At 46.5% G+C, this 12,190-nt stretch carries 25 protein-coding genes; all 25 read right to left on the reverse strand.

Annotated elements, in window-relative coordinates:
• Nucleotide 1: 1 nt before the first annotated feature.
• Nucleotides 2-757, reverse strand: a complete 756-nt coding sequence (locus HYW32_03955; GenBank protein ID MBI2590143.1) for a DNA-directed RNA polymerase subunit alpha — start codon at nt 755-757, stop codon at nt 2-4.
• Between the two features lie 19 nt (nt 758-776).
• Nucleotides 777-1,376, reverse strand: a complete 600-nt coding sequence (gene rpsD / locus HYW32_03960; GenBank protein ID MBI2590144.1) for a 30S ribosomal protein S4 — start codon at nt 1,374-1,376, stop codon at nt 777-779.
• A gap of 8 nt (nt 1,377-1,384) precedes the next feature.
• Nucleotides 1,385-1,768 (reverse strand): 30S ribosomal protein S11, encoded by a 384-nt coding sequence (rpsK, locus tag HYW32_03965; protein MBI2590145.1) that lies wholly within the window; start codon nt 1,766-1,768, stop codon nt 1,385-1,387.
• A gap of 11 nt (nt 1,769-1,779) precedes the next feature.
• On the reverse strand, nt 1,780-2,166 hold the full coding sequence (gene rpsM, locus HYW32_03970) for a 30S ribosomal protein S13 (GenBank protein ID MBI2590146.1): 387 nt from the start codon (nt 2,164-2,166) through the stop codon (nt 1,780-1,782).
• Nucleotides 2,167-2,168: 2 nt separating this feature from the next.
• Nucleotides 2,169-2,282 (reverse strand): 50S ribosomal protein L36, encoded by a 114-nt coding sequence (rpmJ, locus tag HYW32_03975; protein ID MBI2590147.1) that lies wholly within the window; start codon nt 2,280-2,282, stop codon nt 2,169-2,171.
• 10 nt (nt 2,283-2,292) lie between these two features.
• Nucleotides 2,293-2,556 carry a translation initiation factor IF-1 gene (infA, locus tag HYW32_03980; protein MBI2590148.1) on the reverse strand — a complete coding sequence of 88 codons (264 nt, stop codon included), beginning with the start codon at nt 2,554-2,556 and terminating at the stop codon, nt 2,293-2,295.
• A 90-nt stretch (nt 2,557-2,646) separates the two neighbouring features.
• Entirely contained in the window at nt 2,647-3,393 is a 747-nt protein-coding gene (map, locus tag HYW32_03985; protein MBI2590149.1) for a type I methionyl aminopeptidase, read from the reverse strand.
• A 2-nt stretch (nt 3,394-3,395) separates the two neighbouring features.
• Complete coding sequence (locus HYW32_03990) at nt 3,396-3,983, reverse strand: nucleoside monophosphate kinase (GenBank protein ID MBI2590150.1); 588 nt, start codon at nt 3,981-3,983, stop codon at nt 3,396-3,398.
• Entirely contained in the window at nt 3,980-5,011 is a 1,032-nt protein-coding gene (locus HYW32_03995; GenBank protein ID MBI2590151.1) for a hypothetical protein, read from the reverse strand. The genes HYW32_03990 and HYW32_03995 overlap by 4 nt, the downstream gene beginning before the upstream one ends.
• Nucleotides 5,001-6,263 (reverse strand): preprotein translocase subunit SecY, encoded by a 1,263-nt coding sequence (secY, locus tag HYW32_04000; protein MBI2590152.1) that lies wholly within the window; start codon nt 6,261-6,263, stop codon nt 5,001-5,003. Before secY ends, HYW32_03995 begins: the two co-directional genes overlap by 11 nt.
• 9 nt (nt 6,264-6,272) lie before the next feature.
• Entirely contained in the window at nt 6,273-6,686 is a 414-nt protein-coding gene (rplO, locus tag HYW32_04005) for a 50S ribosomal protein L15 (GenBank protein MBI2590153.1), read from the reverse strand.
• A 2-nt stretch (nt 6,687-6,688) separates the two neighbouring features.
• Nucleotides 6,689-7,162, reverse strand: a complete 474-nt coding sequence (rpsE, locus tag HYW32_04010; protein ID MBI2590154.1) for a 30S ribosomal protein S5 — start codon at nt 7,160-7,162, stop codon at nt 6,689-6,691.
• Nucleotides 7,163-7,171: 9 nt separating this feature from the next.
• Entirely contained in the window at nt 7,172-7,507 is a 336-nt protein-coding gene (rplR, locus tag HYW32_04015; GenBank protein MBI2590155.1) for a 50S ribosomal protein L18, read from the reverse strand.
• A 9-nt stretch (nt 7,508-7,516) separates the two neighbouring features.
• The gene (gene rplF / locus HYW32_04020; GenBank protein ID MBI2590156.1) at nt 7,517-8,065 is read right to left on the reverse strand and encodes a 50S ribosomal protein L6; all 549 of its coding nucleotides are present in this window, start codon (nt 8,063-8,065) and stop codon (nt 7,517-7,519) included.
• On the reverse strand, nt 8,062-8,451 hold the full coding sequence (rpsH, locus tag HYW32_04025; protein ID MBI2590157.1) for a 30S ribosomal protein S8: 390 nt from the start codon (nt 8,449-8,451) through the stop codon (nt 8,062-8,064). The genes rplF and rpsH overlap by 4 nt, the downstream gene beginning before the upstream one ends.
• Nucleotides 8,452-8,459: 8 nt before the next feature.
• On the reverse strand, nt 8,460-8,645 hold the full coding sequence (locus HYW32_04030) for a type Z 30S ribosomal protein S14 (GenBank protein ID MBI2590158.1): 186 nt from the start codon (nt 8,643-8,645) through the stop codon (nt 8,460-8,462).
• 1 nt (nt 8,646) lies between these two features.
• Nucleotides 8,647-9,198: a 50S ribosomal protein L5 gene (gene rplE, locus HYW32_04035; GenBank protein ID MBI2590159.1), complete on the reverse strand. Its 552-nt coding sequence runs from the start codon at nt 9,196-9,198 to the stop codon at nt 8,647-8,649.
• A gap of 8 nt (nt 9,199-9,206) precedes the next feature.
• Nucleotides 9,207-9,533, reverse strand: a complete 327-nt coding sequence (locus tag HYW32_04040) for a 50S ribosomal protein L24 (protein MBI2590160.1) — start codon at nt 9,531-9,533, stop codon at nt 9,207-9,209.
• A complete protein-coding gene (gene rplN / locus HYW32_04045) occupies nt 9,533-9,901 on the reverse strand; it encodes a 50S ribosomal protein L14 (GenBank protein ID MBI2590161.1) in 369 nt (122 codons plus the stop codon). The genes HYW32_04040 and rplN overlap by 1 nt, the downstream gene beginning before the upstream one ends.
• Nucleotides 9,898-10,155, reverse strand: a complete 258-nt coding sequence (locus HYW32_04050) for a mitochondrial small ribosomal subunit protein uS17m (GenBank protein ID MBI2590162.1) — start codon at nt 10,153-10,155, stop codon at nt 9,898-9,900. The genes rplN and HYW32_04050 overlap by 4 nt, the downstream gene beginning before the upstream one ends.
• A gap of 9 nt (nt 10,156-10,164) precedes the next feature.
• On the reverse strand, nt 10,165-10,380 hold the full coding sequence (locus HYW32_04055) for a hypothetical protein (GenBank protein MBI2590163.1): 216 nt from the start codon (nt 10,378-10,380) through the stop codon (nt 10,165-10,167).
• Nucleotide 10,381: 1 nt separating this feature from the next.
• A complete protein-coding gene (gene rplP / locus HYW32_04060; GenBank protein MBI2590164.1) occupies nt 10,382-10,795 on the reverse strand; it encodes a 50S ribosomal protein L16 in 414 nt (137 codons plus the stop codon).
• Nucleotides 10,796-10,806: 11 nt separating this feature from the next.
• Nucleotides 10,807-11,538, reverse strand: coding sequence for a 30S ribosomal protein S3 (gene rpsC / locus HYW32_04065; GenBank protein ID MBI2590165.1), 732 nt, complete (start codon nt 11,536-11,538; stop codon nt 10,807-10,809).
• 2 nt (nt 11,539-11,540) lie between these two features.
• On the reverse strand, nt 11,541-11,891 hold the full coding sequence (locus HYW32_04070; GenBank protein MBI2590166.1) for an uL22 family ribosomal protein: 351 nt from the start codon (nt 11,889-11,891) through the stop codon (nt 11,541-11,543).
• Between the two features lie 2 nt (nt 11,892-11,893).
• A complete protein-coding gene (gene rpsS / locus HYW32_04075; protein MBI2590167.1) occupies nt 11,894-12,190 on the reverse strand; it encodes a 30S ribosomal protein S19 in 297 nt (98 codons plus the stop codon).

Here is a 12,190-nt window from a genome sequence, read left to right on the forward strand (position 1 = left end):
TTTACTCGGTTTTCTTCCCACGCTTCTTTTTCTTGGCGGTTACTTCAATTTTTGCCGCTACTGATTTATTTGCGGCATCTCGAATCAAGGTGAAGTGTTCAATTAGAATTGTTGAGGCGTGCGCCATTGCCTCTGCGGGTGTAACTGAACCATCAGTTGTCAGTTCGAGGCTTAATTTATCATAGTCTGTTTGGCCGCCGACCCGCGTGTGCTCAACCTCATAATGGACTTTCTTAATCGGAGTGAAAATTGAATCAACGGCGATTGTGCCAATCGGCAATTGATCACGACTTTTTTGTTCAGTTGGGAGATAGCCGCGTCCACGTTCAATCGTAACTTCCATTGAAAGCTTGCCGTCTTTATCAAGCGTCGCCAGATAATGATCGGGGTCGATAATGTCAACATCGGCATGTTTGGCAAAATCTGCCGCCGTGACGATACCTGTGCCTTTTTTGTCAAGTTTCATTAGGACAGGTTCAGACGCATTAAGGCGCACACGCATTGATTTAAGATTTAAAATTAATTCCACTATATCTTCACGCATGCCTTTGAGGGTTGTAAACTCATGGTCAGTACCCTGGATTTTTACATACGCAACCGCTGCGCCCTCAAGAGACGTTAAAAGCACACGGCGTAAAGAATGCCCGACAGTCATGCCATAACCAGGTAGGAGAGGTTCAATAATAAAACTTGCAACCCGATCCGATTCACTTTCCTCGGTCACTTTAACATTTTCAAGTTCAGGTAATGTATACATAAGTGCTCCCTTGATTCACTTAACGTGAATAAAATTCAATAATAAGTTGCTCTTCAATCTCAAGTGGGATTTGTTCACGACTTGGCACTTCAATTATTTCACCCATAAGCCCCTGATTGCGCCTCAACCAAAGCGGTACTTCAGATTCAGTTGGTTTACGCTCAATTTTAACAAGTTCAATTTTTTGCTTTGGTTTAACTGTATATGAGGGAATGTTGGTATTCTTGCCATCAATTCGGACGTGGCCGTGCGTGACATACTGACGAGCTTGGCGGCGACTATCTGCTAAACCAAGTCTGAAGACAACATTGTCCAGACGCAATTCCAAAATCTGCAGAAGCGTTGTGCCGGAATCTTTTTTAGAGCGAACTGCTGTTTCATAGTAGCGCCGAAATTGGCGTTCGAGGATACCGTAGATCGCCTTGGTCTTTTGTTTTTCGCGAAGCTGTCTGCCGTATTCTGAAAGTTTACCCACCCGTTTATTCGGCCCGTGCTGGCCAGGCGCGTATGAACGTCGAGAAAAAGCATTTTTTGGTCCGTAACTACGTTCGCCCTTAAGAAACAGGTTAACACCTGCGCGGCGACTAATTCTCTCAACTGGACCAGTGTAGCGTGCCATCTTAATCTCTAAACTCTCCGTGGTTTCTTCCGTCGGACGCCATTATGGGGAATTGGTGTGATATCCTTGATGCCCATGACGCGAACGCCAGTGATGCCGATTGAGCGCACTGCTTGTTCACGCCCCGAACCAACGCCAGCTACAAAAACTGATGCCTCTTGGAAGCCATGAAGTTTTGCTTTATCGATTGCCGCATGCATTGCAGTTTGCGCGGCGTAAGGAGTAGCTTTGCGGGCGCCTTTGAAACCTTGACCACCCGCGCTCGCCCACGCAATGACATTACCGTTGTCATCGGTAATTGTAATAATAGTATTATTGAATGTTGCCTGAACGTAAATTCGTCCGGAAGAAACATTCTTTTTTTTGATCTGTTTTTTGTTATTTGATTTCATATTGTCTTATTTTATGTCTTCTGCGTAACCGTCTTCCGACCCGAACCGACCGTGACGCGCTTACCGCGTTTTGTGCGCGCATTTGTCTTTGTGCGTTGACCACGGACAGGTAAATTACGAATGTGTCGATTCCCTCGATAAGTTCCAATTTCTTTGAGACGTTTAATGTTTTGCGTAATCTGCATTCGCAGTTCGCCTTCAACCGTTTGATTTTGTTCAATAACGGTGCGAATCCTCTCAAGTTCATCGTCAGTTAAAGTTTGGGCTCTTTTACCTGGTTCAACCTTAACTTGCGTTAGGATTGTTTTGGCCACTGATCTGCCAATACCATAAATCGCCGTCAATGCGATCCAGGCGGGTTTTTGATTTGGCAAATTGACACCGGCGATCCGAGCCATCTCTATCCTTGTACTTGCTTATGTCTAGGATTTTGGCAAATCACGCGGACCTTGCCTTTGCGCCGAATCACTTGACACTTCTCGCAACGTGGTTTGACTGAAGCGGAAACATGCATAATGATCTACTTAATGATTCTTGAATTCGATTTGTTGATCGCGTTGGTCGACACTGTATCGGTAGCTAATTCGTCCGCGCGTTAGATCGTAGGGCGTTAATTGTACTTTAACTCGATCCCCAGGTAGGATTTTGATCCGATGCAAGCGCATCTTGCCTGAAAGTGTGGCAAGAACACGGTGTTGATTCTGCCCCGCTTCTACATCAACACGAAACATAGCATTCGGAAGCGCTTCGGCTACCGTGCCGTCTAATTCGATTACGTCTTTCGTCATGTAATTACTTTAAGACTGGTTGAATATACGCAAGATAAGGAGAAATGTCAACGGGTTGGGATATATTTCATTTACTATAGGGTAGTTACTTTACAAGGTGAGGATCTCAAAGCCGCTATGCGTGACTAAAATCGTATGCTCTTCATGAGCAGAATAAGAGCCATCAGATGTAATGTAGGTCCAGCCATCTCTGGCGACTTGAACGTCAGATGACCCTGTGGTTACCATCGGTTCAAGGCAAATTGTCATGCCAGCCTGAAGAACTGGACCTGTGCCCCGCTCGCCATGATTTGGGATAGAAGGCGGTTCATGTAGTTCACGCCCGATCCCATGACCCGTTAATGAGTGTACTAGGCCAAGATTTGCATTTTCAATTACTTCTTGAATGGCCGCTTGAACATCGCCTAAATGTATTCCAGCCTGAACTTTCTTAATTCCTGCCCACAGGGCTTTCTTAGTCGTATCAATCAATCTCTTATTTTCGGCACTGACTGGCGCAAGGCCGACCGTAGTTGCGGCATCAACATTCCAGCCTTGGTAGCGTATGCCAAAATCAAGCTTGATAACGTCGCCAGCTTGAATCGGCGTTGTATTCGGCAGACCATGGACGAGACCATCGTTGACAGAAAAACAGATACTGGCTGGAAAATTTTTATAACCCTTAAAGGCTGGCTCTGCGCCCTGGGTGCAGATGTAGTTTTCAACGAGTTGATCTAAATGAGAGCTCGTTTCTCCAACAGTTAAATTTTGAATCAGTAAGTTACGCGTTGCCGCCAAGATACTACCTGCTTGCCGCATAGCATCGATTGCTTCTTGTGATTTAATCGAAATTTTCATGATTAGTCACTGATCAGCCCTTGAGTTTTAAGTTTGGCCACGATCTCGGCTTGGGTATCTTCGATCGACTGATCAGCATTGACTTCGGTGATCTGGCCGAGCTCGCGGTAGAGATCCACAACCGGTAATGTTTGTTGTTCGCTCCAACGAAAGCGTTCAGCAAGTTGTTCTGGTTTATCATCTTCTCGGCCGCGAATCAGGAGCCTCGCTAATGCCTGATCGCGATTTAATCTTAAATAAATTAAGTAAACAGCCGGCAAGTGTTTTGTTGAGATTATTTTAGCGAGTTGACTAACCTGTTCAGGGGAACGGAGGACACCATCAAGAATGACTCCTTGGCGAAGGTCCTGCATCTCCAAATAATGGCCAACAACTGCCGCCCATTGCTCAATCGTCATGATTCGACCATGATTTAAGTTATCCGCTACTGATTTACCAAGCGGAGTTGGCTCTTGAGCAACTATGCGAAAAATATCACCCGCAATAATATGTTGCAAGTTGAGTTTTTTGGAAAGTAAACTTGCTTGAGTGCCTTTTCCCGATCCTTGAATACCAATAAATACTAAGAGTTTTGGTTTCACAAGCTTCATTTTTCTCCTCTCGCCCAGCCGATAATGTAGGTGGCTCTCCCGAGAGTCTGGATTTGTCTCCCGGACCCATCCAAAATATTTACCTCGCCTAAGGTTGCGGGATTATTGGTTACTTCGTTGCTGATAACGGCCGTAAATTGATCAATCTCTGTGGTGCGCAGAGAGCGTTCCTTGCCCGGCAGATTAGCGAAATCACCATAAGCGCCAGTATTGAGATCAACCAAAACTATTTTAGCTTGATTTTGGCCATCACGATTAACTGGTTCAAGAACTGCTAGTAAGGAAGTGGCGTTAAGCCAGACAAGATCCGTCGCAACTGAATCTTTGGCGAATGAAGTAGTCGTTTGAATTTTGTCCTCAAAATAAGTTTTGATCGCTTGCCCATTTTCGTCGGTAGCTTGGCCGCTAATATAGGCCAGACGCGTACTCGTTTGATCCCAGACTGGCAGGGTCAGGCCGGTACTATTTTGATCGATCAAGGTAGCTTGGCCGCCGAGCGTACCAGCGAATAAATTGAAACCAAAGTCGCGTTCATCGTTGTTAAAACTAATGGAAGCGATTTTTTGTCCATCCGGGCTTATTGCGGGCGGCGAAGTTGAAGAAATTTCTTGACTTTGAAGTGTGAATACGCCTTGTTCATCGGTGCTAATAGTTGCCAGACGCGTTTGTGTTCCATCCGAAATTGTTGCATAGATCAAATCGCCAGCCAAACCTAAAAGAGTTTGAACTTTTAGAGTTTCGTCGGCGTCGGTAAAAAGCAGACGTGCTGGCTCGTTCACCTTTCTTGCCTCAACTTTGGTCGTGTTATTTTCGGTGATGCCCACAAAGAGAGTTGGTGGCAGGTTTCTTTGACTTGCCTCATCCTGGTTTTGATCTGAAGGCTGAATAAGCTCTTCTGGCGATAAATTATTTGGCGCGCCACCTTGAGAGGAATTGCTAATGTTTTGATTAACAAGCAAGAGGGTGGCAATTATAAGGCCAAAAAGAATCAAGTTCGTTATGAGGCCTTGCGATTTTCTAGAACTCATAGCGATGGGTAATAAGTTGAGCGCGAATTTGCCGCATAGTCTCGAGGCAAACTGAAACCACAATCAAGATTCCAGTTCCTCCGAGAACAAGCGTTTGAATTTCAGTTAGGCTTTGAACAATAAAGGGAAGAACGGCAATCGCCGCGAGGAAAATTGCGCCAAAAAGAGTGACTCGATTGAGTACCTTACCAAGGTAGTCAGCAGTTTCATGGCCAGGGCGCAGACCGGGCACGAAACCACCCTGTTTTTGAATATTTTCAGCCACTTGCTCTGGTTGGAAAATAATTGAGGTGTAGAAGAATGTAAACAAAATCACGCAAATAAAATACGCGATTGCGTAAAATGTATTGTCGTTGAAAAGTTCCACTACCCAATCGGCGACACGCCGAACTTGCTCGATATCCGTTCCTTGAAAAAAACGGGCGACGACCGGCGGGAAAATCATCATTGAAAGCGCGAAGATAATTGGGACAACGCCCGCCATAATTACCTTCAGGGGTAGGAAAGTTGCAACTCCGCTTGTTTTTTGAAGGCCACGGACGCGGCGCGCATAGGTGATTGGTATCTGTCGTTCAGCCTCGCTGACGGTTACAATTGCTAAGGTGACAATGAGTGAAATTGCCAGGAACGCGGCTAAGTTGACAACATTTAATTGGTCAATAACTGCGAAAGTTTGAGACAGAGCAGTTGGGATGCCAGCTAAAATTCCCAGTGTAATAATGAGTGACATGCCGTTGCCAATCCCGTTTTCGGTAATTAATTCACCGAGCCACATTAAAAGAACTGTGCCGGCTGTAATAGTTAGAAGAATCGTAATTAAATCAACTGGCGCGAAGGTGCCGACAATACCTTGATTGCGAAGTAAAATGAGCGTGCTGTAACCTTGCAGAACAGCCAGAGGAACGGTAAGTAAGCGAGTATATTGGTTGATTTTTTGGCGACCTGATTCACCTTCTTTTTGAAGCTCCTCAAAGCGAGGAATGATAATAATCAAGAGCTGAAAGATAATCGAAGCGGTAATATAGGGTCCAACACCCATCAGAACAAGCGAGAAGTTTTCCATTGAACCGCCCGTAAAAAGGTTGAGAAGTCCAAAGAGACTATTGCGGGCAAAAAATTCCCTAAGGGCCTCAAGGTCAACGCCGGGCATCGGCAGGTGCGCTAAAATTCGAAATAGACCGAGAATGCCTAGAGTATACAAAACACGTTTTCGCAAGACGGGATTTTTGAAGATCGCGCGGAGCGTTTCCATCTTTCTTTCCTATTTGAATTGTTGATGAATTGATTGCGTGAAACGCACTCCGCTAAACTTGAGCGATTTAGTTAGTTGGCCGCGCTTAATGATCTTTACTGAAATTATTTTTGGTTTAATGAGACCCTTGTTCTTAAGAGTGCGCACAGAAACACGCTCACCTACTTGGTAGACTTGGTCAAGTTTTTCAAGCGTAATCGCGGCACGATCAAAACGTGGACTAAAACCTTCGCCGCGGCGTTTGGGCAGACGAATGTATAAACGGGATTGCCCACCCTCGAAGCCTGTGGGAATGTTTGCGCCAGTGCGAGCTTTTTGACCTTTTGTACCCCGACCGCCAGTTTTACCTTGCCCGGCGGCTATGCCACGGCCGCGACGCTTGGCTCGATTGGAAACTTGTTTCAAATTATGCAAGAAAGCCATGGTTATTCCTTTGAGTTCAGCGCGCGTTCATTGATTTCTTTGAGCGCGGCGAGAGTTGCGGAAACATTATTGATGTTATTCGATGAGCCGATAATTTTTGAGAGAATATTTCGAATGCCGGCTAATTCGATCACAGCTCGCACTGCTCCGCCGGCAATCACTGAAGTGCCGCCGCCAGCTGGTTTGAGAAAAATTTTGGCGCTTCCATATTTATACATTGTTTCGTGAGGAATTGTATCATTGACAATCGGAACTTCAATTAGATGTTTCTTAGCGTCAGCCGAGGCTTTTTTAATTGCCGCTTGCACCTCGCCTGCTTTGCCAATACCCATGCCAACACTCCCTTTGTGATTGCCAAGCACGACCAGTGCTCGGAAACGCATGCGTTTGCCACCTTTAACAGTTCGGGAGACGCGATTCACCTCCACGACGCGTTCTTCAAATTCCTTTTCAGATTGTTCTTTGGGACGAGACATGATGCTCCTCTAAATAGTTAAACCTGATTCACGCACTGTCTTGGCAAAGGCCGCAATCCGTCCATGATAACGGTAACCGCGTCGATCCAAGACTGCCTGTTTTAAGCCGGCTTGTTTAGCTTTTCCTGCGATTGCTTTTCCGACTGCGTGCGCCTGCTGGATGCCGGTAAGTTTGCTTTTGAGTTCATGGTCACCTCCGGCCAGCACAGTTTTACCAGACTGATCGTCAATAAATTGAACACGGAAATGCTTGGCGGTTCGTTCAATACAAATACGTGGCCGTTCAGCTGTGCCGCTCAAGCGCGCCCGAATGCGTCTGATTCTTTGAATGCGTTTTGGATCCATAAGATGTCCTTAAGCCGCTCCGGTAGCCTTGGCCGCTTTTCCGGCCTTGCGGCGAACAATTTCATCACTATAACGAATTCCTTTACCTTTATAAGGCTCGGGTGGTCGAACGCGTCGAATTTCAGCGGCAGTTTGGCCAACTAATTGTTTGTTTATGCCGCCGACATTAATTGTATTTTTTTGGACAGTAAATTCAATTCCCTCTGGGCAGTGAATAAAAACTGGATGAGAAAAGCCGATCGCAAGCGTTAAATTTTTATCCTGTAAGGCGGCGCGGTAACCCACTCCGTGGAGTTCGAGTTTCTTAATAAATCCCTTGGTCACGCCCTCAATCGCGCCTGTAATTAAACGTGCGGTTAAGCCCTGCAAGGATTTTTCGAGCTTGGAAGCGCTTTTAATTTCAAGCCTAAGTATGGAGTCGGCTTGATTAAATCCAAGGCGTTTATTTAGAGGAACCTTGAGTTCACCCTTTGGGCCGCTAATGATGATCTCATCACTAACGAGCGTGACAGTCACGTCTTGAGGAATCTTAATTGGGCGGCGGCCGATTCGACTCATGATAACACCTCACAGAGCACCTCGCCGCCTAAATGTTGACGACGCGCTTGATCGCCAGTCATTAAGCCGCTGGGTGTTGAAATGATTACTAATCCAAATCCACCCTTTGGCCGGGGAATTTGATTAGATTTAACGTAAATGCGCAGACCTGGTTTAGAGATACGCCGGATCACTCGGATTGCCGATAGGTCGCCTCTGTACTTTAGTTTTAGAGTAAGAGTTTTTTTGTTTTCTATCTCACTCGTTTGGGCTGAACTCAAAAAACCATGCTTAATCAAAAGTTGGGCAATCGTTTCTTTTAAGCGTGAATGAGGCAAATTTATCTCGATCTGATGACCGAGTGCCGCATTCCGAATTCGAGTTAGCATATCTGCGATTGGATCCATCACAACTCCTACCAGGATGATTTTACAATTCCAGGAATTTCGCCACGCACCGCTTTTTCACGAAAACAAATCCGGCATAAACCGAAAGCACGTAAGTAACTACGATTGCGACCACAGATGCCACACCGGTTAACTCCGCGTGTTGAGAATTTTGGCGAACGAGAAGCACGGGCGATAAGTGATTTTTTGGCCATACTATTTATCTCCTTGAGGCTGGGCGAGGGGTAAACCGAGAGCGCGTAAGAGAGTTTCACCTTCGGCGTTGGTGTGAGCCGACGTTGTTAAGGCAACTGATAGGCCATAAAACTGACTGACCGATTCATGGTCAATTTCAGGAAAGACTGTGTGCTCTCGAATCCCAAAGGTGTAGTTGCCCTTGCGATCAAAATTTGAAAGCGATAAGCCTCGAAAGTCGCGAATCCGCGGCAAAGTGATCCGCACTAGTCGCTCGATGAAATCGTGCATTCGTTGGCCACGAAGTGTGACCGAGAGACCAATTGGCTCTCCTTGGCGTAACTTAAAGCCGGCAATCGCTTTTCGAGCGCGTCGCAGAATCGGTTTTTGCCCTGCAATACGTTCGAGGTCTTTGGCGATGGTTTCAGTGAGATTTGAAACTTTTCGAAGCGATCCAAGGCCGACATTGAGCGTTACTTTAAATAGCCTGGGCACGGCTAGGTGGTTCTTAATTCCTAACTCTTGGGCGAGTTTAGGGCGAATTTCAGTTTTCATTCGATGCAATAAGGTCATGGGGCCTGCTACTTTGCTTCTTTGGGAATTGAAACGGCGTTTTGGCATTTCTTGCAGATTCGAAGACTTCCCTTGGCAGTGCTCTTATGATTAATGCGTGTTGGTTTTCCGCAATTGAGACACATAAGCATAACATTGCTGACATGAATCGGGGCGGCAAAACTAATAATATCGCCATGTGGCTGACGCGGTGTTGGCTTAGTGTGACGTTTGACAAGGTTCAAGCCTTCAACCACTACTCTTTGTGCTTTCGGTAAGGCGCGGATCACTTTGCCGGTTTTACCCCTGTCTTTTCCAGATAATAGTTTGACTGCATCGTCTTTTCGAATTTGCATCACACTACCTCCGGCGCGAGTGAGATAATTTTTTGATAGCCCCGACCTCTAATTTCTCTGGCGACCGGTCCTAAGACTCGTGTCCCACGTGGCTGATCGGCGTCATCGATAATTACCACCGCATTGTCGTCAAAACGAATCGTGCTACCGTCGGGTCGCTGAAAAGGAAAGCGCTGGCGGACAATAACGGCTTTGACGATTTGTTTTTTTAAAACTGTGCCGCGGGGTAAAGCATCTTTGACCGTCGCGACGATTACATCGCCGATTTGAGCGGCATCTTGCTTGGCGCCTTTAATAACACGAATGCACATTACTTCTTTCGCGCCAGAGTTATCGGCTACTCTAACTCGACTGTAGGATTGAATCATAGTTCAGTTTCCTTGGCCGCTTCAGCTACCTTGAGCACGACCCAAGCCTTACGTTTGCTGATCGGACGGTTTTCTTCAATTTCTACGAAGTCGCCAATGTTAAGGGTAAGCTCGGCAGGTATATGCGCCAGAATATTTCGGCTTACTTGATATGCCTTATCGTAAAGTGGGTGGCGGTGCATACGGTCAACACGAATTCGCGCCGTTGGGGCGTTCACCTTAACCACTTTGCCAATTTTACGCTTTCGTGCCATAGATAATCCTTATGCCTTGTGGGCAGTCACTTTTTCACCAAGCAGAGTCCAAAGTTGAGAGAGTTCTCTTCGAGCTATGCGGAACTCTTTAAGCGCGCCAACTTTACCAAAACCCAGGTCAAAACGCAAGGTGCAAAGGCGGTCATACCGCTTGGCAATTTCTGCCTTAAGCCAGAGTTCATCCTGGCCACGGCTAGACGTTAGGAATGAATTAACTTTAGACATCTTAAATCTCTTCTTTAATGATTATTTTTGTGCGGACTGAAAGTTTTTGAGCGGCCAGCCGCAGGGCTTCGCTGGCAATTTCTTGAGATACGCCGTCGAGCTCAAAGATAATGCGGCCGGGCCGAATGACAGCCACAAAGTGGTCGAGAGCGCCTTTGCCGCTTCCCATCGGTGTTTCAGGCGAGGCTTTAGTGACTGGTTTATCTGGGAAAATACGAATCCAGACTTTACCGCCGCGTTGGATGTAGCGCGTAATTGCTCGCCGCCCAGCCTCAATTTGGCGTGAGCTCACCCAGCCTCGACTTTGCGCTTTCACGCCAAACTTGCCAAAACTCAATTGGTTACCCCGCTGGGCGTTGCCACCGCGCTTGCCGCGATGTTGTTTTCGATGTTTAAGTTTTTTAGGTAAAAGCATAGGGGTTCACCTTAAACTTGGCGACGGCCTTGGGGCTTCAAAACATCGGCCAGTCGATCGCCACGGTAAATCCAGACTTTCACGCCGATTGTTCCGTAGGATGAAGTTTTAGCGTCAAAGTGGGCATAATCGATGTCATTTCGGAAAGTTGAGAGAGGCACGGTGCCTTCAGAGAATTTTTCACGACGGGCAATATCCGCGCCATTCAGACGGCCAGCGACCGCGATTCGAATGCCCTGCGCATTGCGTTGGATTGTTCTTTCAATTGCCTGGCGCACTACTCGCCGATAGGGCATCCTGTTTTCAATTTGATGGGCAATTGTTTGAGCAACGAGCGCGGCATAAAGCTCTGGCGCCTTAATCTCGATAATTTCTAGTTTCAAACCGGTTGGAAGATCTTTCTTGCGCTCGGAGGCGACGCGCACATAATTAGACAGATTGCGATCCCGAAAAGATTGAAGTTTGCGTTCCAGAGTAGTGCGTAAACCTTGGACACCAGCTCCGCCGCGACCAATCACAATACCCGGTTTTGCGGTATGGATGATCACCTTAACTTCTTGAGCATTTCTTTCAATTTCAACGCGTTCGATCGCCGCATCTTTTCGATAAGTAGTTGTGATGAGTCTGCGAATGAAGGCATCCTCGATAATATTGTAGGGTGCGAGATGAGTTGCAAACCACTTTGAACGCCACTCGCGAGTGAGCGGTAAACGATTAGCAAGAGGATGAGTTTTGTGTGACATGTTTATTCCTGATCTTTTTGAGTGCGTTCAACGACTAGAGTTAGATGAGAGCCGCGTTTGGCAAATCGACCCGCTCGGCCGCGACTTTTGATACGTGTTCGATAGAGTCGTCTGGCTTCATTACAGAAAATTTCTTGCACTCGAAGTTCTTCCGGTCGGATGGCTGGATCTCGGTCGCGCGCCGCGGAAATTGAGGCTAAGAGGAGCTTATAGATTGGTTCGGTGGTTGTACGGGGGGAATTTTTCATTTGTGCCAAAGCCATTGGGATTGAAGTATGGCGAAGCTGACCAAGAACGGCGCGAATTTTTCGGGGCGCTATCAATAATTTATTGTAGTGAACGGTAACTTGCATAATTATTTACCTGTTTCTTGAGTCTTAGCTTGCGCTTCGGCTGTTTTACCGCCATGACGCTTGAATTTACGCGTTGGCGAAAATTCTCCGAGCTTATGACCAACCATATCTTCCACAACTGAAACCGAAATAAAATCCTTACCATTATGAACCTGAAAAGTTAATCCGACCATTTCGGGTGTAATCGTGCTCGCCCGTGCCCAAGTTCTGATCGCCGAGTTTTTGCTTCGAGGGGCAGTTTCGACTTTTTTCATAAGTTTTGGGTCAAGAAAAGGACCTTTTTTCAGTGAACGGCTCAT

This window comes from Candidatus Berkelbacteria bacterium (genome assembly GCA_016187225.1).
GTDB lineage: Bacteria > Patescibacteriota > UBA1384 > JACPKC01 > JACPKC01 > JACPKC01.